Source organism: Citrobacter sp. RHBSTW-01013, assembly GCF_013781985.1.
Taxonomy (GTDB): Bacteria; Pseudomonadota; Gammaproteobacteria; order Enterobacterales; family Enterobacteriaceae; genus Citrobacter; species Citrobacter braakii.
Window position 1 is genome coordinate 3614196 of sequence record NZ_CP056185.1, and the last position, 21531, is coordinate 3635726.

Genomic DNA, 21531 nt, shown 5'->3' on the forward strand with positions numbered 1-21531 from the left:
CAATGAACAACAAGATTCATTCACTGGCCTTATTGGTCAATTTAGGGATTTACGGGGTAGCCCTGCCAGCAATGGCAGAAGATCAAACCGATAGCGCCGCTGTCTCTCATGAAGACACCATCGTGGTTACCGCCGCCCAGCAGAACCTGCAGGCACCGGGCGTTTCAACCATTACCGCTGATGAAATTCGTAAGAATCCTCCCGCTCGCGATGTGTCGGAAATCATCCGTACCATGCCAGGCGTCAACCTGACCGGTAACTCAACCAGCGGTCAACGCGGTAACAACCGCCAAATCGATATTCGCGGCATGGGGCCGGAAAACACCCTGATTCTGATCGACGGCAAACCGGTAACCAGCCGTAACTCTGTGCGTCAGGGCTGGCGCGGCGAGCGTGATACCCGCGGCGATACCGCCTGGGTGCCACCAGAAATGATCGAACGTATTGAAGTGCTGCGCGGTCCTGCCGCGGCACGCTATGGCAACGGTGCGGCTGGCGGCGTGGTGAATATCATCACCAAAAAAGGCAGCAACGAATGGCACGGCTCCTGGGATACCTATTTCAACGCCCCGGAACATAAAGACGAAGGTTCAACCAAACGCACCAACTTTAGCCTGAACGGTCCGCTGGGCGGGGATTTCAGCTTCCGTTTGTACGGTAATCTCGATAAAACCCAGGCCGACGCGTGGGATATCAACCAGGGTCATCAGTCAGAACGTACCGGCACGTATTCAAATACCTTACCGGCCGGTCGTGAAGGGGTGATCAACAAAGACATTAACGGCGTGGTTCGCTGGGATTTCGCCCCGCTCCAGTCACTGGAACTGGAAGCTGGCTATAGCCGTCAGGGCAACCTGTATGCGGGCGACACTCAAAACACCAACACCAACCAACTGGTGAAAGATAACTACGGGAAAGAGACCAACCGTCTTTACCGCCAGAACTACTCTCTGACCTGGAACGGCGGCTGGGATAACGGCGTCACTACCAGTAACTGGGTGCAGTATGAACATACGCGTAACTCCCGTACGCCGGAGGGCCTGGCGGGGGGTACCGAAGGGATTTTCGACCCGAATGCGTCACAAAAATACCTCGACGCCGACCTGAGTGACGTCATGCTGCACAGTGAAATTAGCATTCCATTCGACCTGTTGGTTAACCAAAATCTGACGCTCGGTACCGAATGGAATCAGCAGCGCATGAAGGACATGTTGTCCAATTCGCAGACCTTTATGGGCGGTGATATTCCAGGGTCCAGCAGCACCAACCGCAGCCCGTACTCAGACGCAGAGATTTTCTCTCTGTTTGCTGAAAACAACATGGAACTGACCGACAGCACCATGCTGACGCCAGGTTTGCGTTTCGATCATCACAGCATTGTGGGCGATAACTGGAGTCCGTCCCTGAACCTTTCCCAAGGTCTGGGCGATGACTTCACCCTGAAGATGGGGATTGCGCGCGCCTATAAAGCGCCAAGCCTGTATCAGCTCAACCCGAACTACATTCTGTACAGTAAAGGTCAGGGTTGCTACGCCACCGGCTCCGCGACCGGTATTGGTTGCTATATGATGGGCAACGATGATCTGAAGGCCGAAACCAGTATCAACAAAGAGATTGGTCTGGAGTTCAAACGCGACGGCTGGCTGGCTGGGGTAACCTGGTTCCGCAACGATTACCGTAACAAGATTGAAGCAGGAACCGTACCGTTAAGCAGAACATCGATTACCCAGAAAAACCCGACCACAGGTAAAACAACAACAACCTACACCGATATCTATCAGTGGGAAAACGTGCCTAAAGCGGTGGTGGAAGGTCTGGAAGGGACGTTGAACGTGCCGGTTAGCGAGACCGTAACCTGGACCAACAACATTACCTACATGCTGCAAAGTAAGAATAAAGAGACCGGCGAACGCCTGTCGATTATTCCTGAATACACGCTGAACTCGACCCTGAGCTGGCAGGCACGCGAAGATCTGTCATTGCAATCCACCTTCACCTGGTACGGCAAACAGCAGCCGAAAAAATACGATTACCAGGGGAAACCGGTGACCGGCAGTTCAGCCCAGGAAGTGAGTCCGTACAGCATTGTCGGCCTGAGTGCGACCTGGGATGTGACGAAAAACGTCAGCCTGACCGGCGGCGTGGATAACGTCTTCGACAAACGTCTGTGGCGTGAAGGTAATGCCCAAACCACCAGCGACAACAAAACTGGCTATTACATGGCGGGCGCTGGCGCGTACACCTATAACGAACCGGGCCGGACGTGGTTCATGAGCGTTAACACACACTTCTGATAACGTTTTTCCCTCTCCTCGCTGCGGGGAGAGGGAAACCGTAAGAAATCATGCACACAACGCACATCCCGCTCCCTTTCGCAGATCATACGCTGCACATTGTCGAATTTGATCCCGACACTTTCCATGAGCACGACCTGCTCTGGCTTCCCCACCACACTCAGCTCCACTTCAGTGGGCGTAAGCGTAAAGCTGAGCACTTAGCGGGGCGTATTGCCGCAGTACACGCACTGCGTGAATTTGGCCACAAAACCGTGCCCGGCATCGGTGTGCAACGCCAACCATTGTGGCCGCAGGATCTGTTTGGCAGCATCAGCCACAGCGCAACAACGGCGCTGGCGGTCGTATCAACGCATCCCATTGGGCTGGATATAGAAGCTATTTTTACACCTCAAACCGCAGTTGAGCTGGCTGATAGCATTATTGATAACCACGAACATCAGATTTTGCAGCATACCTGCCTGCCCTTTCCGCTCGCCTTAACCCTGGTATTCAGCGCAAAGGAGAGCCTGTATAAGGCGTTTTCCAATCAGGCATCGGGGCTACCAGGTTTCACCAGCGCAAAAATCACCGCACTCACGACTCAGCAATTAACATTACAAATCATGCCGTCATTTTCGGCAAACCTCGGCAATCAAGAAGTTCACGTTCATTGGTTTCAGCGTGATAAAAATATCGTGACGCTATTTCCATCCTCACCATCAGGATCGTGATCCTTTTCTCTTTTTAAGAAATTAGCTGCGCAAATCGTAGACAGTTCGATTATCTCGACTTATCGTTAACTTGAATAATAAATCATATTTGAATAAATATTCAAAGTGGAGAAAGAGATGAACAAGACCTTGATTAAATCCGTATTACTGGCCTCGATCCTTACCACATCGGGTTCGCTGTATGCTGCCGACAACGGACTGATTGCGATTATTACCCCTTCTCACGATAACCCGTTTTTTAAAGCCGAAGCCGACGGTGCAGTCGCCAAAGCAAAAGAGCTGGGATACGCCACGCTGGTTGCCTCTCATGATGATGACGTCAATAAACAAAACCAACTGATTGAGACTGCTATTGCTCGTAAAGCGAAAGCGATCATTCTCGATAATGCGGGTGCAGATGCCACCGTAGGGCCGCTGGAAAAAGCCAAAGCAGCGGGTGTAGCTGCTTTTCTGATCGATCGCGAAATCAATAAAACCGGTATCGCGGTGGCGCAAATCGTGTCGAATAACTATCAAGGCGCACAGCTCGGCGCAGAGAAGTTCGCCAGGTTACTGGACGGAAAAGGGAAGTACGTTGAACTGCTGGGACGTCAATCCGACACCAACGCCCATGTACGCTCGCAGGGGTATCACGATGTACTCGATGACTATCCGGACATGAAAATGGTAGCCCAGCAGACGGCAAACTGGAGCCAAACCGAAGCCTTTACCCGAATGGAAGCCATTCTACAAACCAACCCAGATATCGTAGGCGTGATCTCAGGTAACGACACTATGGCGCTGGGTGCAGAAGCCGCACTAAAAGCGGCGGGGAAAAATAATGTCATCGTGGTCGGTTTTGATGGCAGCGACTACACCCGCGATTCAATCATTAATAAAAGCAATATTAAAGCGACAGTACTGCAGCCCGGCTGGCAACAGGCACAAATGGCTGTTGAGCAGGCGGATTACTATCTGAAAAACGGCAAAGCCCAGAAAGAAGAAAAACAGCTCATGGATTGCGTGCTGATTGACGAAACCAATGCCAGCAAGCTGAACAAGTTCAACCTGAGCCACTAAGCGGAGGCACTATGTCGTTAACACAATGGGGTGCCGCGCTGGTTGGATGCGCCACCCTGTTGCTGACGGCCTGTACGGTAGTTGACCTCGACGAAAACGGCAAACCAATTATCCCGGCCGATCCTCAGGCCAAAGCCAGTTTCGACAACCAGACTCCCGATCAGATCGCGCAACAAACCTGGCAATCCCGCGTCCTGGAAGCGGCACAGCAACATGTTCTGGATGCTTCAGCGCTGACCACTCGCCTGAAGGCCCCCTCACCCGCTCCCGAAAGCGTGTTTGTACGCCTGACCAGCCAGATTGATAGCGTCGACACCACCAATGGGCGAGAGCACACCATCGTGGTGAGGGTCAATGATATGCCCGTCACGATTCAGATTGGCCCGGTAATGCGTGGCAATGCTATTCGCGATGCCAGTGGTTTCAAGTTTGAAGATTTTACTAACCAGGTTCAGTTTGCCCAACTGTCACGGGCTTATAACCGTGAAGCGGCGAAACAGTTACCCGCCGTAGACACTAGCTGGCAAGGGAAAACTGCCACGGTGCTGTTCGCCGTGACGTTGAATGCTGGAAAAGCGGAAAACGCAGCAGCACTGACGCTGGAACAGGAGGCTCACTAATGCGCAATACCTCAGCTGATGACATCATCCTGCGCACGCATGCCATTTCAATGCTGTTTCCCGGCACAATTGCACTGGACAGCGTCGATTATCAGGTCTGGCGTGGCAAGGTGAATGTGATTATTGGTGAGAATGGTGCGGGGAAATCGACGTTGATGAAGATCCTCGCTGGCGTTCAGCAACCCAGTAGCGGTGAGATGTCGCTCAATGGAAATCCCGTGCGCTTTGCCAGCACCCGGGATGCTGCGGCACATGGAATTGGTATGGTGCATCAGGAGTTAAACCTGTTTGAGAACCTCACCGTCGCGGAAAACATTTTCCTCGGTCGGGAGATTCAAAAAGGCATGGCCCCCATTAATGAGGCCGAGCAAGAAAAACGCACCGCGGAATTATTAACCCGGCTCGATCAGCCGATATCACCGCGCGACCTGGTTGGCAATCTCAAAGTAGGGCAGCAACAGCTGGTCGAAATCGCCAAAGCACTGGCTGAAGATGCAGATATCCTGATTCTTGATGAACCCACCTCAGCGCTCAGTAAAACTGAAGTCGAGATTCTGTTTCGCGTGATCCGTGAACTTACTCGCCAGGGCGTGTCGATAATCTATATCTCCCATCGTCTCGAAGAATTGATGGCAATTGGCGATGTGATCACTATTTTACGCGATGGTAAATTTCAAGCCGAAGCCAAGGTTAGCGACATCGATGTCCCGTGGATTGTGCGCGAGATGTTGGGCAGTGATCCGGTCAGCAACTTTCTCGAACCCGGCCGCACGTTTGGAGCTCCGGTTCTGGAAGCAGAACATATCACCTGCGTGAATACCGCTGGCAGCGCAGTCGTCAATGACGTCACCTTTAACGTTCATGCCGGTGAAATTGTCGGTATCTATGGACTTATGGGGGCTGGGCGAACCGAATTGTTCGAGTGCTTGTTAGGTACTGAGCGCAACTACCTCGGAAAACTGTGGCTCGACAGCAAACCGGTCCCGCAGCGCTTAACCACCGCCGATCGCATCCGTATGGGAATGAGTCTGGTGCCGGAGGATCGCAAGCGCACAGGGATTTTCCCCATTTCATCCGTCGCCACCAATCTGACCATTGCCAGCCTTTGGCGGCGTCTGCAACGTGGCTTTGCCATTGCCCGCAAAGATGAAGAGGCCGTGGTCGCCAGCACAATTGGCAATCTGTCGATAAAAGTCTCCTCGCCAGAGGTTGAAATTCAGGCGCTGAGCGGAGGGAACCAGCAAAAAGTGGTGATTGGTCGCTCTCTGCTCACCAATCCCAAAATTCTATTTCTTGACGAACCCACACGCGGCATCGATGTCGGGGCGAAAGCCGATGTGTTCCGCATGATGGTCCAGCTTTCCCAGCAGGGTATTGCTGTGGTCTTCTCCACCTCAGATTTAAAAGAAATTATGGCGGTTTCTGACCGCATTCTGGTGATGTCCGGCGGCAAGCTAACTGCCGATATCGCCCGCGATCGTGCCGAAGAATCGGCGCTGGTAACCGCAAGTGCTCAGGGGTTCTGATATGAAAACACTACAATCTGCCGCCATCGCGCCTCGCTCCACAGTCGCCTTCTCTCGGGAAAATATCCTGCTACTAATCCTAAAACTGCGCACTTTTATTGCACTGTTTTTAATCGTCGGGTTCTTTGCCTTCACCGTACCGGGATTTCTCTCTGGCGGCAGCATGGTCATTATGATCAAGCATATCGCCATTAACGCCTTTCTGGCGCTGGGGATCACGTTTGTCATTATTACCGCCGGGATTGATCTCTCAATTGGCGCTACGCTTGGGCTGTGCGGCATGGTCGCGGGATGGCTAATCACTAAAGGCATTGTATTGCCAATGTTCGGCATCGCAATTTTCCCCAGCGTCTGGGTGATTGTGCCTGTCGTCTTGTTGATTGGTGGGCTGATTGGCGCGGCGAATGGTTGGATCATCACCCACTATAACGTCGCACCGTTTATTTGTACGCTCGGAACCATGTACGTTTTGCGCGGGGCGGCGATGCTGACCTCCGATGGGCAAACCTTTCCCGGGCTTTCCGGCAATCCGCAGCTCGGCAATACCGGTTTTGATGAGATTGGTGCCGGTACATTGTTTGGGATTCCGTGGGCCATCTGGATGATGATTGTGCTGGCACTGGTCATTGCTTACGTCGCTCGTCGTCTACCCTTTGGTCGCCACGTTTACGCCATCGGGGATAACGAACGCGCTGCTGAGCTGTCAGGGGTAAAAGTAAAACAGGTGAAAATCTGGGTGTATACCCTATCCGGACTGTGTGCCGCGATTGCTGGAATTGTGGTCTCGGCACAGCTTTCCGCCAGCCATCCGGCCAACGGTACGGCATTTGAGATGAACGCCATTGCCGCAGTGGTTCTCGGCGGTACGTCACTGGCCGGTGGACGGGGCACGATTTTAGGCACGCTGATTGGCGCTTTCGTTATTGGTTTTCTGGCCGATGGTCTGGTGATGATGGGCGTCAGCGAGTTCTGGCAAATGGTGATTAAAGGTATCGTGATTATCGTCGCGGTCATCATCGACCAGATGCAAAACCGGATGCAGCAAAAAGCCGCGGTGGTAGCACAAAAGGCGGCGATGGAAAGTCAGTAATCCCCTCTGAAAAGTCTGATATGCACAACCAGACAGCTCCAGGGGCCTCCTGGGGCTGTCAATTGTTTAACTCACCGTGACATCACCCTTTCACCAGACTGCGGGCTGTCGGGTAGTCGGTGATCAATACGTCAATATAATTCCCCTGCAATGCCCCGCGTATCGCATTCTGTTTTTCCACACCACCAGCCAAAGCAATCACGTGGTTACACTCCCGGATCTGCGAAAGCTCCATTCCGATGACCGGGTCTTCCTCATGGCTGAGTACCGGGTTGCCTGCTGCATCGTAATAATGCAGACAGATATCGCCTACTGCGCCGCGCTCGGCGAGCAGTCGCAACATTTCTTCGTTGTAGTAGTTGCCTGAGTTTTTCAGCAATTGAGAAGGCTCCAGTTCGCCAATACCGACAATTGCCACATCCACTTCAGCAAACTTTTCAACCACCGCGGCAACGTCAGGGCTGTTAACCAACCGTGTACGCTCTTCAACCGAATGCTCAATACTTTGTGAAGGCAGCAGCCAGGCCGGACAGCCAAGGTGCGCTGCCAACTGTTGCGTAAGAATCGTGGCCTGCACGTTACCATTCGGCCCTACGCCGCCCAGCAGTTGGATCACCCCCGCCGCGCGGATATTTTGCGGGTGCATCTCATCGACCATACAGCGAATGGTGCTACTCCAGGAGGAAATTCCAACCAGGTCCTCGGCTCGCAAGCGGGTTTCAACGTAATGCGCCGCCGCACTGCCAATAGCATGCTTAATTTGCGTATTGCTGGGGTTGTCACCGACATCCACGACAATCGCCTGACGAATACAAAACTGCTCTTCAATGGCTTTTTCCAGCGCCACAAAGATATTGGTCGGCTGTACGACGGTGATTTTCACCAGCCCTTCTTTCTGACAACGCGTTAAAGCACGGGAGACAAAGGACTGCGACAAATGCAGCAGCGTGGCGATTTCAGACTGTTTTTTATTTTCGGCGTAGTAAAGCGTGGCAATCTTAACCAGCAACCGCTGTTCATCCTGCTTCGACATGGCATTCCCCCTGATAAACTGCCTGTTATTTTTATTCATACCTGAATAGATAACAAGTCATCAGTACCTTTCCAGTTATCACGTTAGTGTGATCCTTTTCTCTTTTCTCCAAAATTTGGTGGCACAAGCCGTAGACAAACCGCCAGACAAGGCATATCTTTAATCATGAATAATAAATCAGTAGTGAATATTTATTCTAACCAATAACGACTGACTGTTTTATCTGCAGATTACGTGGTGGGTAGAGAGACAGTTGCACTACTGCACTCACATGGAATATTTATTCATTCAAGATTAAACATTCAAGAGGTGTCTTATGAATCCGTTTTCGCTCTCAATACCTGAGCTAGAAAAGAAAGCACGTGCCGTGCGTCGCCGCATTATCGTGTTGAATGCTGAAAGCCCGGCTGGCGGGCACACTGGCGCAGACCTGTCGCAGGTTGAACTGCTGACAGCACTCTATTTTCGCATCCTGAATTGCTCCCCGGAGATTAAAGAGAGCGACGAGCGCGATATCTACATCCAGTCAAAAGGTCACGCAGTGGGCGGTTACTACTGTGTCTTGGCAGAAGCCGGTTTTATTCCTGTGGACTGGCTGGCGACCTATCAACACGCTGATTCGCATCTGCCGGGACATCCGGTAAAACATAAAACGCCAGGAATTGAATTGAATACCGGAGCTCTTGGTCACGGTCTGCCGGTTGCAGTAGGGATTGCGCTGGCGGCTAAACGCAGCAACAGCAAACGCCGGGTGTTTGTCGTCATCGGTGATGGTGAACTGGCCGAAGGCAGCAACTGGGAAGCAGCACTGGTCGCTGCCCACTATAAACTGGATAACCTGATTATCATCAACGACAAAAATAACCTCCAGCTTGCCGGATCAACCAAAGAGATCATGAACACCGATCCGCTGGATGAAAAATGGCGAGCCTTCGGTATGCAAGTCACAGAGTGTCGCGGGAACGATATGAGCGATGTGGTGCGCACGCTGGAAGGATTAACCCCTGAAGGCAAGCCATATGTCGTCATTGCACACACCACCAAAGGAGCCGGGATCTCTTTTATCCAGGGCCGCCCGGAATGGCACCACCGCGTGCCAAAAGGAGAAGAAGTTGAACTGGCGCTGGAGGAACTGAAAGATGCGTAATAGCGAACACCTCGCCACCGTCATGGTGAACACGTTAATTGCTGCGGTCAAACGTGGAATGGATGTTGTGCCGGTGGTGGCTGACTCAACATCAACAGCAAAAATCGCCCCATTTATGAAGGAATTTCCCGGTCGTCTGGTCAACGTGGGTATTGCCGAACAGACGTTGGTCGGTGCTGCTGCCGGACTGGCGCTGGGCGGTAAAATCGCCGTCACCTGTAACGCTGCGCCCTTCTTGATTTCACGGGCCAATGAGCAAATTAAAGTCGACATTTGCTACAACAATACCAACGTGAAGTTGATTGGCCTGAACGCAGGGGCCAGCTACGGACCGCTCGCCAGTACGCACCACAGCATTGATGATATTTCCGTGCTACGCGGTTTTGGCAATATTGAGATTTACGCCCCGTCCTGTCCGGTGGAATGCCGACAGATTCTCGATTACGCCTTAAGCCACATAGGTCCGGTTTATATTCGCCTGGATGGCAAAGCCTTACCCGAATTACACGACGAAAACTACCAGTTCGCGCCGGGTAATATCGATATTTTGCGCAAAGGAAAAGATGTCGCACTGGTGGCAATGGGCTCAACTGTGCATGAAATTGTCGAGGCTGCCACAGTGCTGGAACAGGCGGGTATTGACGCCAGCGTAATCAGTGTACCGTCAATTCGTCCCTGCAATACCCAACAGTTACTGGCAGCTTTAACCCACTGCAAGGCAGTGGTTAGCGTGGAAGAACATAACATTAATGGCGGCGTGGGAAGTCTGGTGGCTGAAGTGCTGGCAGAAGCTGGCTGTGCTATTCCACTGCGTAGATTGGGGATTGCCGATGGCCAATATGCAATCGCAGCCGATCGTGCAGCAACGCGCGCACGCCATGAAATTGACGCGGCGGGTGTCGTGAAAAACGCCACCGCACTGTTGCTGGCAACACGATAAAACAATAACAACAGAACACTTACTGGAGAAAGCGATGTCACGAATTCCTCATCAGTTGACCATGGCGGTGATTATTGGCAATCGGGGATTTTTCCCGAGCTATCTGGTTGCTGAAGCCCGCGAACAAGCCAGCGTGCTCTTTGAACGGCTGGGCATTAACACCATAATGCTCAACGAAACGCAGACAGAACTCGGCGGTGTTGAAACCCGTCAGGATGCGAAAGTTTGTGCTGAACTTTTCCGCGCTCACCGCGACAAGATTCACGGTGTGGTGGTACTACTGCCGAACTTTGGCGATGAAAAAGCGATAGCGGAAACGCTGCGACTTTCCGGTTTAGATGTCCCGGTTCTGATCCAGGCGCAGGAAGACAACTTGGATAAAATGGGGCTTGCCACTCGCCGTGACAGCTTCTGCGGCAAGATCTCCCTGTGCAATAACATGCGCCAGTACGGTATTCCGTTTACGCTAACCACCCAGCATGTCTGCGACCTGTCAGGCGAGGTGTTTGCACAAGATCTGAAACGTTTCGAACAAATCTGTCGCGTGGTCGCCAGCATGCGCGGAGTTCGCGTCGGCGCTATCGGCGCACGTCCAGCTGGGTTTAACACCGTCCGCTACAGCGAAAAATTGCTCGAAAGACTGGGTATTGCCGTTGAAACACTGGATCTGTCTGAAGTCTTTACCCGCATCAAACGACTGCGCGACGACGATATCCGGGTGGATGAAAAACGCCGCCTGTTGATGGATAACGCCGACGCCAGCGCCATTCCAGCCGACAAACTGGTCACCATGGCAAAACTGTTTGTCGTTATCAGCGAATGGGTTATCGCTAATGATATTGATACGACTGCCATCCAGTGCTGGACCTCGCTGCAGGAAAATTTAGGCATCAACGTGTGCTCAATCATGAGCGTGATGTCCGGGCAGTTAATGCCCAGTGCCTGCGAAGTGGATGTGATGGGCGCGTTGTCAATGTACGCCCTCGCCAGCAGCAACTTAAGTCCAGCATCCATTGCCGACTGGAACAATAATTTCGGCGACGATCGTGATAAATGCGTTCTTTTTCACTGCGGTAATTTCGCATCAGCCAGTCTGGACAGCCCGAAGATGGGGACGGCGGATATCATCGGTACCACCGTCGGTAAAGAGAACACCTGCGGTGCAGTTCACGGTCGTATGAAAAGCGGTGCCTTGACCTACTTCCGCCTGAGTACCGACGATTTAACCGGCGAAATCAAAGCCTACGTCGGCGAAGGACTATCGGTTGACGATCCGCTGGACACTGTCGGCTGCCGAGCGGTAATCCAGGTGCCTCATCTGGAGAATCTACTGGCCTGGATTTGTCGTAATGGCTTTGAGCATCACGTGGCAATGAACCATTCCGCCAGCGCAGAGGTGCTGCATGAAGCTTTCACCCGCTATCTCGGGGTGGATACCTTTTTCCATCGCTAATACTCAGGGAAACCGAAGGGCTGGAGAAAACAATGTCAGCACAAAAAGACATTATTATTGCGCTTGATGAAGGCACCACCAATGCCAAAGCCGTAGCGCTGGATGGTCAGGGAAACGTGGTCGCGAAGTTCTCCCGCGCGCTGGCGATCCACACGCCCCGTGAAGGCTGGGTTGAACAGTCAGGTGATGCACTTCTGGACGCATCGCTGGATGTTGTGGCACAAGCCATTGCCTGCGTCGGCGCACAACGCGTCGCAGCGCTGGCGATCAGCAATCAACGTGAAACGGCGATAGGCTGGTATCGTGCCAGCGGTCGCCCTCTCGGCCCTGCTATCACCTGGCAATGTTCGCGTACGGCCGATTTTTGCCGTGCATTACGTGAACAGGGGCACGAGGCGTACATAAAATCCATCACCGGATTACCCGTTGCCCCACTCTTTTCCGCCTCTAAAATGCGCTGGCTGCTGGAGTCAGTTCCCAACAGTATGACGCTCGCACAGCAAGGGGAAATATGTCTCGGGACCATCGATAGCTGGTTACTGTGGAACTTAACGCACGGCGAGGAATTTCGTTGCGACATCTCCAACGCTTCACGCACGCAGTTGCTCAATCTCAACAGCGGACAATGGGATAGCGAGATGTTGGCTCTATTCGGTATTCCGCAGCAGGCGTTACCCGAAGTTTGCCCTTCCAGCCACCATTTTGGCGTAACAAAAGGTCTGGAGAGGATACCTGATGGAATCCCTATTCTGGCGATGATTGGCGACTCTCATGCTGCGCTTTTTGCCCATGGGCTGGGTATGGAAGGCTGCGTCAAAGCGACCTATGGCACCGGATCTTCCGTTATGGCACCCGTATTCTCGGCGCAGTCCGAGGTGAGCGCGCTGGCAACGACCATTGCCTGGCATGACGGTGACACCCTGGTCTACGGGCTGGAAGGTAATATTCCGCATACGGGAGATGCCGTCGCATGGATGGCCGATAGCACAGGTCTTAGCGAATTACCGGAAGAGCAACTGCTTCATGAGCTCAATACGCTGCCCGCCACGGTTGACTCCACGCTGGGCGTCTATTTTGTTCCGGCCCTTACCGGGCTGGGCGCGCCCTGGTGGGATGAAGATGCCCGGGGGTTGATTCACGGTCTCAGCCGCGGAGTGAAACGCGCACATCTGGTACGTGCGGCACTGGAGTCGATTACCTATCAGATTGCCGATGTTGTTTTAGCGATGCGCCAGCACAACGGTTTTCGACTCAACGCGTTAATGGTTGATGGCGGGCCAACAAAAAATGACTGGTTAATGCAGTATCAAGCCGATTTATTGGGCTGTCCGGTGATGCGCAGCGATATCCCTGAACTTTCCGCTATCGGTGCCGGATTGCTGGCACGCAAGAAGCTGCAAGGTGCACCTACCAGCCAGTTGCGAGATTATCTGCCCGATCACGTATCGTTCCAGCCAAACATGGCGCGCCATGGGAGATTGCAAAAACGCTGGCATGAATGGCAAGGAGCCGTCGAACGCACCCGTTGGCAAACCCGTTAATAAATCAACGCTAATGATAAATGCGCCCGCAGCCATAACTGACTGTGGGTGCACTGTTAATTCTTCAAAAGCGAGCTACTGCGGCTGACACGCCGCCAGCGATCGGCGTTGCTGTCCTTTTTCATCGAAGTTGTCGGCAGCCAGCCAGTGCTGCAAAACAGCGTCGCACTGGGGCCATTCGCTATCAATCATCGATAACCAGTCGCTGTCGCGATTACGCCCCTTGCGCACAATCTTCTGGCGAAAACGTCCTTCGAAGATAAACCCAAGGCGCTCCGCCGCCCGACGGGAAGCCGTGTTCAGAGAGTCACATTTCCACTCCACGCGACGATAACCCAACGCAAACGCCTGGCGCAGCAACAGCCAGATGCTTTCGGTGCCGAGTACCGTATTTTTCATGCGCGGTGACCAGGTTACATGACCAATTTCAACCGAACCATGCTCCCGTTCGATCGCCATAAAGCACACCAGTCCCACCGCACGACCGGAACCCTGTTCAATGACAGCATAGGGAACCAGAGAGGCATCCGTGGATTTGCCCTCTACCCAGCAAGCTGTGGCCTCAACGCTCGTGGGGCGAGAACTTGCAAGCCAGGTCCAGTCGCGATCGTCTGGCGCCTGCGCGTAAGCATCAAACAGATCGGCGGCATGGCTGTCGGCATCCAGGGGAACCAGTCGACAATATTGCCCTGCAAGTTCTTCCCGCGGCAGTACGGCGGCACCATTCCAGTCAGGCACAATATCGCCGACGGTCTGTCCATAAAGATTAATTTCCGGCACGATTCAACCCCTGTTGCGAAGTAAAAAATAGTTATAACACCGGCCATTTCGCCTTCAAAGCATCGCGGGGGGATTTCTGACATCGAACAGAAAATCAGCGGCCCTTCTATATGCAGCTTGCAAGATGACGCGTCTATACTGATTAAAAATCAACGCTGAAGAGAACACTATGTCCCTACCCGATTTTCATGTTTCTGACCCTTTTACGTTAGGCATTGAACTGGAAATGCAGGTGGTCAATCCTCCGGGCTACGACCTGAGCCAGGACTCTTCCCGACTGATTGACGCCGTAAAGCCGCAGCTCACCGCCGGAGAAGTAAAGCACGATATCACTGAAAGTATGCTGGAGATGGCGACCGGGGTTTGTCGCAATATCGACCAGGCGAGTGCTGAATTATCCGCCATGCAGCAGATAATCTCGCGGGTTGCTGCCGAGCAGCACCTCGCCATCTGTGGCGGCGGTACGCATCCGTTTCAAAAATGGCAACGTCAGGAAGTCTGCGATGACGAACGCTATCGGCGCAACCTGGAAAATTTTGGCTATCTTATTCAGCAGGCGACGGTATTCGGCCAACATGTGCATATCGGCTGCGCAAACGGCGATGATGCTATTTACCTCCTGCACGGCCTGTCGCGATTTGTTCCCCATTTTATTGCGCTCTCTGCCGCCTCACCTTATATGCAAACGTCCGACACGCGGTTTGCCTGTGCGCGGCTGAATATTTTCTCCGGATTTCCCGATAATGGCCCGATGCCGTGGGTGAATAACTGGCAGGAATTCGAGGGGTTATTTCGTCGACTGGCCTACACCAGCATGATTGATAGCATTAAAGATTTACACTGGGATATCCGCCCCAGCCCGCACTTTGGTACGGTAGAGGTTCGCGTCATGGACACTCCGCTAACCCTTGAACACGCAGTCAATATGGCGGGACTTATTCAGGCTACCGCCCACTGGTTGCTCACTAAACGGCCATTCAGGCACCAGGAGCGTGATTACCTGTTGTATAAATTTAACCGTTTTCAGGCCTGCCGCTTTGGCATGGCGGGAATCATCACCGACGTCAATACCGGCGATGGGCACCGCCTGTCAGATGACACGCTACGGCTACTGGAGAATGTCGCCGCTTCTGCGGACAAAGTGGGCGCGACCAGCGCGATTGAATCCTTACGCCTGCAGGTTAAAAATGGTCATGATGAAGCGCAGAGCATGCGTGATTTCGTCGCCGACGGCGGATCTCTGAGTGGTCTGGTGAAAAAACATTGTGAGATTTGGGCCGGGCTGTAAGCGTGGCGTTTGCGTTGCCCACAGAGATCCCGGACAATGGCTTTTTAACTCAAGTTTAACAATGCCATGAAACACCCGCTTGAATCACTGATGACCGCCGCAGGGATCCTGCTGCTGGCTTTTTTGTCTTGCCTGCTGCTGCCCGCCCCCTCACTGGGCATTGTGCTGGCGCAAAAACTCGTCGCCACCTTTCATCTGATGGATCTCAACCAATTTTATACTTTGCTGTTTTGTCTGTGGTTTTTACTGCTGGGGGTGATTGAATATTTTGTACTGCGTTTTATCTGGCGGCGCTGGTTCTCGCTGGCGGATTAGACCCGCGAGAACCCTTTGCCGTTAATGCGTTCGGCTATGATTTTCTTTGCGATACGCGCCCGGCGGCTGGCTGAACGTACGGGTGAAAATTCGCGTAAAGGTCTGCTGCGAATCGAATCCGTATTTCAAACAGATGTCATACACTTTCTGGTCGGTATCGCGTAGATCGCGCGCCGCCAATAGCAGCTTACGCTCGCGGATGTAGCGCCCGAGGCTTTCGCCTTTGTACTGCATAAAAAGACGCTGCAGGTGCCATTTGGAATATCCCGCATGGCGTGCAATATCATCAATGCGCAATGGCTGATTCAAATTATCATCAATCCATTCAACAATCGTATCAATGACCTGAGCAGAAATCGTCATCATGCTCTCCCCTGTATTCATTGAGTCGCCTGTTGCCACCAGGCCGTAAACGGTTGGTCCGGTTCGGACAGTATTACCGGTTCACCCAGCATTGGCGTCAGTAGTCGGTAATCCTGACGACGGCTGGCAAGCGCCAGTCGTTTGTAAGGATCATCCCAGGTATGTTTCGCCAGAACGAAACGGCCGGCATGCCCTGGCAACACGGCTTTCGCATGCAGATCGGCCGCAGCCTGCGCCGTCTCTTCTGGCATCATGTGAATAAACTTCCAGTCCTGGTCATATTGACCGTTCTCCATAATCGCCAAATCAACCGAGCCAAACTGCTCGCCGATGGCTTTAAAATGCGGTCCATAGCCGGAATCCCCGCTGTAATAAACGTTCTGCTCCGGCGTTTCGAACATGAAGCTCGCCCATAGCGTCTGGTTGCGCTTGATACCGCGCCCCGAAAAATGACGAGCAGGCAGCACATGAACGATCAGCGAATCCGTCACTCTGACGGACTGATTCCAGTCCCGCTCTTCGATTATCTCGCTGCGCATCCCCCAGTAACGCAGATGCGACCCTACGCCGAGCGGCGTAATCACTCGCTTAATTTTCGGCATTAACGCCTTGATAGTGGCGAGATCCAGATGGTCATAGTGATCGTGCGAGATAATGAGCAGATCGATCTCCGGCATCGTCTGCGCAGTCCACGGATAATCCCCGGCAAAGGCTTTGTTCAGGAATGAAAACGGTGCGGCATAATTGCTAAATACCGGATCAATCAGGATACGTTGACCCGCCAGCTGCAAATACCATGAGGAGTGGCCGAGCCAGACCAGAGTATCCTGTTGTGGCGAAAGTCCGGCGAGATCGGTTGCCACCAGCGGTAACGGCTGCGCCGGGCGCGCATTATCACGCTTAGCGACCAGAAATTCCCACCAGGCCGCCAGCATGCCTTTGTTGCCGGTATAGCCCGGTGTCGGCACCTGGTTATGAAACTGTCCATCACGATAGTGAGGTGACTGTTCAACCAAACTCAGTTGTGCCCCTTGCGGGGCCTGACCAAACCCGGCATTGAGTACAAACGGTAAACTTGCAGCTGCGGCAATAAGCATAATAACAACCACACAAACTGTGAGACGCTTCATATCCTGACCTTAAACGCGCCCCTTTCCGCTGGTTTGCGCGACTGACTCTTGATTATGAGTGAGTAAGCACTCATTATAGAAATCGAAAGTTCGCCGTCAAGATGATTTTCAATCTTTGACATTCGCCGTTGCGGTGCTGCAAAGGCCGTGATTCAATCATGTTTTTTACAGACTTAAGGGTAAAGTGTAGTGGCTCGTCCGAAGAGTGAAGACAAAAAACTGGCATTACTGGAAGCTGCAACCACAGCATTTGCACAATCAGGCATTGCGGCATCTACCGCCGTGATAGCCCGCAATGCAGGGGTTGCGGAGGGGACGTTGTTTCGCTATTTCGCAACCAAAGATGATTTGATCAACGAGCTTTACCTCTTTTTGAAGCAAGACCTTTGTCAGTCGATGATGGCAAATTTGGATCGATCGGTGACCGATGCCAAAACCATGACCCACTACATCTGGAACAGCTACATTAGCTGGGGCCTGAACCATACCTGCGGGCATCGCACGATTCGCCAGTTGGCCGTCAGCGAGAAAATCAGCAAAGAAACGGAACAGCAGGCTGACGATATGTTCCCGGAACTGCGCGATCTTTGTCATCGATCCGTACGACCTGAGTTTATGTCTGACGAGTATCGCGCCTTTGGCGACGCGCTGTTTCTTTCTCTGGCAGAGACCACCATGGAGTTCGCCGCCCGCGACGCGGCTCGCGCAAAAGAATATATTTCGATGGGATTTGAGGCGATGTGGCGCGCACTCACCCGTGAGGAAAAATAATGGACGGCCAGACCTTACATGCCTGTGCAAAGCGCCTTGCGCTCGAACTGCCTTTTACCGAGCACTGCTGGCCATTCGGCCCGGAATACGATGTCTTCAAAGTCGGCGGCAAAATTTTTATGCTGGTCTCAGAGCTTCGCGGACGCCCGCTGGTTAACCTGAAAGCCGATCCGCAAAAGTCACTGTTAAATCAGCAGATCTACCCCAGCATTGAACCCGGCTATCACATGAATAAAAAGCACTGGATATCGGTCTACCCAGGCGACGACATTACCGAGTCATTACTGACGGAGTTGGTAAATGATTCATGGCATCGCGTCGTAGACGGCCTGGCGAAGCGGGATCAAAAACGCCTGCGTCCAGGTTGATTTATCGTTAACTCCGATAAGTGTTTTTGCATTTTCCTGTCTTATCTTTTTCTTGCTAACCCTGTACCCTGCTGAAACAAAACGCACCCGCAGGGTATGAAAAATCACCAGGAGTAGTTATGGATATTGTTTCTGTCGCCTTAAAACGTTACTCCACTAAGGCATTCGATCCGAATAAAAAACTGACCGCTGAGCAGGCCGAAAAATTAAAAACGCTGCTGCAGTTTAGTCCGTCCAGCACCAACTCTCAGCCGTGGCACTTTATCGTTGCCAGCACTGACGAAGGTAAAGCGCGCGTGGCGAAATCCGCAGCCGGCGGTTTTGTATTCAACGAACGTAAAATGCTGGATGCTTCCCACGTCGTGGTGTTCTGCGCCAAAACGGCGATGGACGATGCCTGGCTGGAGCGCGTGGTGGATCAAGAAGAGCGCGATGGCCGTTTCGCCACCCCTGAAGCCAAAGCTGCAAACCACAAAGGCCGTACCTTCTTTGCCGACATGCATCGCAAAGAGCTGAAAGATGACAACCACTGGATGGCAAAACAGGTGTACCTGAACGTCGGTAACTTCCTGCTGGGCGTGGCGGCGATGGGTCTGGATGCGGTGCCGATCGAAGGTTTCGATGCGGCGGTGATGGATGCAGAATTTGGCCTGAAAGAAAAAGGGTTCACCAGCGTAGTTGTGGTCCCGGTGGGTCATCACAGCGTAGAAGATTTCAACGCCGCGCTGCCAAAATCTCGTCTGCCGCTGGAAACAACACTGACGGAAGTTTAATCCCCGCATTTGCATAAGCTCTACACAGCGGTCATCATAGACCGCTGTTTATTAAGGAGACGTTATGCAGGAATTGATATCTCAGGTAGAAGAACTCGGCATTGAAATAAATCACACCACCTCACTGGTGATGATTTTTGGCATTATTTTTATCACCGCCATTATTGTTCACGTTATTTTGCATTGGGTGGTATTACGCGCATTTGAAAAGCGCGCCAACGCCAGCTCCCGCCTGTGGCTACAAATCATCACGCAGAACAAGTTATTTCATCGGCTGGCATTCACCCTGCAGGGTATCATTGTCAATATACAGGCCGCACTCTGGTTACAGAAAGGCAGTGAAGCAGCAGAAATATTAGTAACCTGCGCACAGCTGTGGATCATGATGTACGCCCTGTTGTCCTTGTTTTCCCTGCTGGACGTCATTCTCAATCTGTCGCAAAAATTCCCTGCCGCATCGCAATTACCGCTAAAAGGCATATTTCAGGGCATCAAGCTCATCAGCGCTATTGTCGTCGGAATATTAATGATTTCCCTGCTGATTGGTCAGTCACCGGCAATATTGATAAGCGGTCTGGGTGCCATGGCCGCCGTGTTAATGCTGGTGTTTAAAGATCCGATCCTCGGGCTGGTGGCCGGAATACAGCTTTCAGCCAACGATATGTTGAAGTTGGGTGACTGGCTGGAAATGCCTAAATACGGCGCAGATGGCGCGGTGATTGATATTGGCTTAACCACCGTAAAAGTGCGCAACTGGGATAACACCATCACCACTATCCCAACCTGGTCACTGGTATCGGACTCTTTTAAAAACTGGAGTGGGATGTCGGCTTCCGGTGGGCGACGCATTAAACGCAGCATCAGCATTGATGCTACCAGCATTCATTTTCTTGATGAGGATGAGCGTCAGCGGCTGCATAAAGCGCACCTGCTGAAACCGTATTTGACCACGCGCCATCAGGAAATTGACGAGTGGAATCAGCAGTTAGATGCGCCTGAATCGGTATTAAACCACCGTCGGATGACGAATATTGGCACCTTCCGCGCCTATCTGAACGAATATTTGCGTCATCATCCGCGGATTCGCAAAGATATGACGTTAATGGTGCGCCAGCTTGCGCCAGACGATCACGGTTTACCGATCGAAATTTATGCTTTTACCAATACGGTGGTCTGGCTGGAATATGAAAGTATTCAGGCTGATATTTTCGACCATATATTCGCCGTGATCGAAGAATTTGGCTTGCGCATTCATCAGTCGCCCACCGGAAATGATATTCGCGCGCTGTCAGGCGCGTTTCAACGCTAACGCTCAGGTACTGGCGCGTGAAATATAGCGCCAGTCCATCATCACCCTTTCCGTCTGCGCGTCAGGATTTTCTATTTTATTCAGCAGCAATCCTACCGCTTTGCGGCCTATATCCCGCGAGGGCTGCTCAATGGTCGAAAGCTGTGGGGAAACCATTTCTGCCAGTTCCGTACCGTCGAAGCCCACGACGGCGATATCCTGCGGGATCTGTAATCCGGCATTGAAAATAGCACGCATCGCCCCAGCGGCCAGCGTGTCCGATACGGCAAACACCGCGTCGGGTTTCACCTCTGCGGCAAGCAATGTTTTCATCGCCGCAATTCCTGCACTGGAACTTAACTCGCTGGCGTATTCTACGGCCTGATACTCAAGCGACAGCGCATGCAGCGCCGCTTTATACCCACGTTCGCGCAACCGGGCGTATTTATAACTCAGATCATGATTGATTAGCGCAATGCGTCGATAGCCCTTTTCCACCAGGTGAGATATTACCGACTGCGCAGCGTCAACATCGTTAATCCCTACGCAGGAAACCGCGCCTTTATCAGCATATTCCGCACACTGAACCCAGGGAGCGTCGCCAATCAGCGTGGTTAGTTCCGGTAATTTTGAGAATGCATCCATGGTGATAATGCCATCAACGATTTTCCCCGACAGCAGCTTTAGCGCCGATTTTGAGCGAGCGGTATCCGAGCCGGAATTACACAGCAAAATGCGATAGCCATTCTTTTCAGCCTCTTCTTCAATGCCTTTAACAACCTCTGCACAAAAAGGGTTGGCAATGTTGGAAACCATCACCAGAATCATCGAACTGCGTGCCGTACGCAGCTGACGAGCCAGCAGGTTGGGCTGATAATTGCTTTCTTTAATAGCCTGTAGCACGCGCTCGCGATTTTTGGCTTTGACGGTATCACTGTGATTCAGCACACGCGATACCGTCGCCACCGACACACCGGCAAGCTGGGCGATTTTTTGAATAGACATAACGACGACAAGTCCTGCGGTTTAGGCTTTACGT

The 21531-nt window shown here is 52.5% G+C and carries 21 protein-coding genes; 16 read left to right on the forward strand and 5 right to left on the reverse strand.

Annotated features, from left to right (window positions below; genetic code table 11):
* Positions 1 to 2 precede the first annotated feature (2 nt).
* The 6 genes from HV350_RS17485 (at position 3) to HV350_RS17510 (ending at position 7302) form a co-directional block, all read left to right on the forward strand.
* Positions 3 to 2294: a TonB-dependent siderophore receptor gene (locus HV350_RS17485; protein WP_181629016.1), complete on the forward strand. Its 2292-nt coding sequence runs from the start codon at positions 3 to 5 to the stop codon at positions 2292 to 2294.
* Positions 2295 to 2344: 50 nt separating this feature from the next.
* A complete protein-coding gene (entD, locus tag HV350_RS17490) occupies positions 2345 to 3007 on the forward strand; it encodes an enterobactin synthase subunit EntD (RefSeq protein WP_181629017.1) in 663 nt (220 codons plus the stop codon).
* A 117-nt stretch (positions 3008 to 3124) separates the two neighbouring features.
* A complete protein-coding gene (locus HV350_RS17495; protein WP_016152186.1) occupies positions 3125 to 4066 on the forward strand; it encodes a D-ribose ABC transporter substrate-binding protein in 942 nt (313 codons plus the stop codon).
* A gap of 11 nt (positions 4067 to 4077) precedes the next feature.
* Entirely contained in the window at positions 4078 to 4686 is a 609-nt protein-coding gene (locus HV350_RS17500) for a DUF2291 family protein (RefSeq protein ID WP_016152185.1), read from the forward strand.
* Positions 4686 to 6212 (forward strand): sugar ABC transporter ATP-binding protein, encoded by a 1527-nt coding sequence (locus HV350_RS17505; protein WP_170973930.1) that lies wholly within the window; start codon positions 4686 to 4688, stop codon positions 6210 to 6212. Before HV350_RS17500 ends, HV350_RS17505 begins: the two co-directional genes overlap by 1 nt.
* A 1-nt stretch (position 6213) precedes the next feature.
* Positions 6214 to 7302 (forward strand): ABC transporter permease, encoded by a 1089-nt coding sequence (locus HV350_RS17510; protein ID WP_016152183.1) that lies wholly within the window; start codon positions 6214 to 6216, stop codon positions 7300 to 7302.
* An 82-nt stretch (positions 7303 to 7384) separates the two neighbouring features.
* On the opposite strand, the gene HV350_RS17515 is transcribed toward HV350_RS17510, so the two are convergent.
* Positions 7385 to 8335, reverse strand: coding sequence for a sugar-binding transcriptional regulator (locus HV350_RS17515; RefSeq protein WP_181629019.1), 951 nt, complete (start codon positions 8333 to 8335; stop codon positions 7385 to 7387).
* Positions 8336 to 8651: 316 nt separating this feature from the next.
* Between HV350_RS17515 and HV350_RS17520 the strand changes: the two genes are divergently transcribed.
* Genes HV350_RS17520 through HV350_RS17535 form a run of 4 tightly spaced genes read left to right on the forward strand, consistent with a single transcriptional unit; the run spans position 8652 to position 13416 of the window.
* Positions 8652 to 9482: a transketolase gene (locus HV350_RS17520; protein ID WP_181629020.1), complete on the forward strand. Its 831-nt coding sequence runs from the start codon at positions 8652 to 8654 to the stop codon at positions 9480 to 9482.
* A complete protein-coding gene (locus HV350_RS17525) occupies positions 9475 to 10422 on the forward strand; it encodes a transketolase C-terminal domain-containing protein (RefSeq protein ID WP_047358064.1) in 948 nt (315 codons plus the stop codon). The genes HV350_RS17520 and HV350_RS17525 overlap by 8 nt, the downstream gene beginning before the upstream one ends.
* Before the next feature lie 34 nt (positions 10423 to 10456).
* On the forward strand, positions 10457 to 11875 hold the full coding sequence (locus HV350_RS17530; RefSeq protein WP_047358063.1) for an L-fucose/L-arabinose isomerase family protein: 1419 nt from the start codon (positions 10457 to 10459) through the stop codon (positions 11873 to 11875).
* A 32-nt stretch (positions 11876 to 11907) separates the two neighbouring features.
* Positions 11908 to 13416: an FGGY-family carbohydrate kinase gene (locus tag HV350_RS17535; RefSeq protein WP_181629022.1), complete on the forward strand. Its 1509-nt coding sequence runs from the start codon at positions 11908 to 11910 to the stop codon at positions 13414 to 13416.
* Between the two features lie 75 nt (positions 13417 to 13491).
* Here the strand turns inward: HV350_RS17535 and HV350_RS17540 are convergent, their stop codons facing one another.
* The gene (locus HV350_RS17540) at positions 13492 to 14196 is read right to left on the reverse strand and encodes a GNAT family protein (RefSeq protein WP_115190848.1); all 705 of its coding nucleotides are present in this window, start codon (positions 14194 to 14196) and stop codon (positions 13492 to 13494) included.
* A gap of 169 nt (positions 14197 to 14365) precedes the next feature.
* Here HV350_RS17540 and HV350_RS17545 point away from each other — a divergent pair, with 169 nt between their 5' ends.
* Both HV350_RS17545 and HV350_RS17550 read left to right on the forward strand, forming a co-directional pair.
* Complete coding sequence (locus tag HV350_RS17545) at positions 14366 to 15484, forward strand: YbdK family carboxylate-amine ligase (RefSeq protein WP_181629024.1); 1119 nt, start codon at positions 14366 to 14368, stop codon at positions 15482 to 15484.
* 66 nt (positions 15485 to 15550) lie between these two features.
* On the forward strand, positions 15551 to 15799 hold the full coding sequence (locus HV350_RS17550) for a DUF1158 domain-containing protein (protein ID WP_016152175.1): 249 nt from the start codon (positions 15551 to 15553) through the stop codon (positions 15797 to 15799).
* 21 nt (positions 15800 to 15820) lie between these two features.
* On the opposite strand, the gene HV350_RS17555 is transcribed toward HV350_RS17550, so the two are convergent.
* On the reverse strand, positions 15821 to 16162 hold the full coding sequence (locus HV350_RS17555; RefSeq protein ID WP_003021996.1) for a RamA family antibiotic efflux transcriptional regulator: 342 nt from the start codon (positions 16160 to 16162) through the stop codon (positions 15821 to 15823).
* Between the two features lie 17 nt (positions 16163 to 16179).
* Entirely contained in the window at positions 16180 to 17292 is a 1113-nt protein-coding gene (locus tag HV350_RS17560) for an MBL fold metallo-hydrolase (protein WP_016152174.1), read from the reverse strand.
* 189 nt (positions 17293 to 17481) lie between these two features.
* Between HV350_RS17560 and HV350_RS17565 the strand changes: the two genes are divergently transcribed.
* The 4 genes from HV350_RS17565 (at position 17482) to HV350_RS17580 (ending at position 20513) form a co-directional block, all read left to right on the forward strand.
* Complete coding sequence (locus HV350_RS17565; protein WP_016152173.1) at positions 17482 to 18063, forward strand: TetR/AcrR family transcriptional regulator; 582 nt, start codon at positions 17482 to 17484, stop codon at positions 18061 to 18063.
* Positions 18063 to 18431 carry an MmcQ/YjbR family DNA-binding protein gene (locus HV350_RS17570; protein ID WP_016152172.1) on the forward strand — a complete coding sequence of 123 codons (369 nt, stop codon included), beginning with the start codon at positions 18063 to 18065 and terminating at the stop codon, positions 18429 to 18431. Before HV350_RS17565 ends, HV350_RS17570 begins: the two co-directional genes overlap by 1 nt.
* A gap of 119 nt (positions 18432 to 18550) precedes the next feature.
* Positions 18551 to 19204 (forward strand): oxygen-insensitive NAD(P)H nitroreductase, encoded by a 654-nt coding sequence (gene nfsB, locus HV350_RS17575; RefSeq protein ID WP_016152171.1) that lies wholly within the window; start codon positions 18551 to 18553, stop codon positions 19202 to 19204.
* A 64-nt stretch (positions 19205 to 19268) separates the two neighbouring features.
* A complete protein-coding gene (locus tag HV350_RS17580) occupies positions 19269 to 20513 on the forward strand; it encodes a mechanosensitive ion channel family protein (protein WP_016152170.1) in 1245 nt (414 codons plus the stop codon).
* 3 nt (positions 20514 to 20516) lie between these two features.
* Here HV350_RS17580 and HV350_RS17585 read toward each other — a convergent pair whose 3' ends face one another.
* Positions 20517 to 21497: a LacI family DNA-binding transcriptional regulator gene (locus HV350_RS17585; protein WP_016155936.1), complete on the reverse strand. Its 981-nt coding sequence runs from the start codon at positions 21495 to 21497 to the stop codon at positions 20517 to 20519.
* Positions 21498 to 21531: the final 34 nt, after the last annotated feature.

Bases quoted from the DNA above. Each gene is read 5' to 3' on its own strand.
- HV350_RS17485 (WP_181629016.1), top strand. From the start codon at position 3: ATGAACAACAAGATTCATTCACTGGCCTTATTGGTCAATTTAGGGATT.
- entD (WP_181629017.1), top strand. From the start codon at position 2,345: ATGCACACAACGCACATCCCGCTCCCTTTCGCAGATCATACGCTGCAC.
- HV350_RS17495 (WP_016152186.1), top strand. From the start codon at position 3,125: ATGAACAAGACCTTGATTAAATCCGTATTACTGGCCTCGATCCTTACC.
- HV350_RS17500 (WP_016152185.1), top strand. From the start codon at position 4,078: ATGTCGTTAACACAATGGGGTGCCGCGCTGGTTGGATGCGCCACCCTG.
- HV350_RS17505 (WP_170973930.1), top strand. From the start codon at position 4,686: ATGCGCAATACCTCAGCTGATGACATCATCCTGCGCACGCATGCCATT.
- HV350_RS17510 (WP_016152183.1), top strand. From the start codon at position 6,214: ATGAAAACACTACAATCTGCCGCCATCGCGCCTCGCTCCACAGTCGCC.
- HV350_RS17515 (WP_181629019.1), bottom strand. From the start codon at position 8,335: ATGTCGAAGCAGGATGAACAGCGGTTGCTGGTTAAGATTGCCACGCTT.
- HV350_RS17520 (WP_181629020.1), top strand. From the start codon at position 8,652: ATGAATCCGTTTTCGCTCTCAATACCTGAGCTAGAAAAGAAAGCACGT.
- HV350_RS17525 (WP_047358064.1), top strand. From the start codon at position 9,475: ATGCGTAATAGCGAACACCTCGCCACCGTCATGGTGAACACGTTAATT.
- HV350_RS17530 (WP_047358063.1), top strand. From the start codon at position 10,457: ATGTCACGAATTCCTCATCAGTTGACCATGGCGGTGATTATTGGCAAT.
- HV350_RS17535 (WP_181629022.1), top strand. From the start codon at position 11,908: ATGTCAGCACAAAAAGACATTATTATTGCGCTTGATGAAGGCACCACC.
- HV350_RS17545 (WP_181629024.1), top strand. From the start codon at position 14,366: ATGTCCCTACCCGATTTTCATGTTTCTGACCCTTTTACGTTAGGCATT.
- HV350_RS17550 (WP_016152175.1), top strand. From the start codon at position 15,551: ATGAAACACCCGCTTGAATCACTGATGACCGCCGCAGGGATCCTGCTG.
- HV350_RS17555 (WP_003021996.1), bottom strand. From the start codon at position 16,162: ATGACGATTTCTGCTCAGGTCATTGATACGATTGTTGAATGGATTGAT.
- HV350_RS17560 (WP_016152174.1), bottom strand. From the start codon at position 17,292: ATGAAGCGTCTCACAGTTTGTGTGGTTGTTATTATGCTTATTGCCGCA.
- HV350_RS17570 (WP_016152172.1), top strand. From the start codon at position 18,063: ATGGACGGCCAGACCTTACATGCCTGTGCAAAGCGCCTTGCGCTCGAA.
- nfsB (WP_016152171.1), top strand. From the start codon at position 18,551: ATGGATATTGTTTCTGTCGCCTTAAAACGTTACTCCACTAAGGCATTC.
- HV350_RS17580 (WP_016152170.1), top strand. From the start codon at position 19,269: ATGCAGGAATTGATATCTCAGGTAGAAGAACTCGGCATTGAAATAAAT.
- HV350_RS17585 (WP_016155936.1), bottom strand. From the start codon at position 21,497: ATGTCTATTCAAAAAATCGCCCAGCTTGCCGGTGTGTCGGTGGCGACG.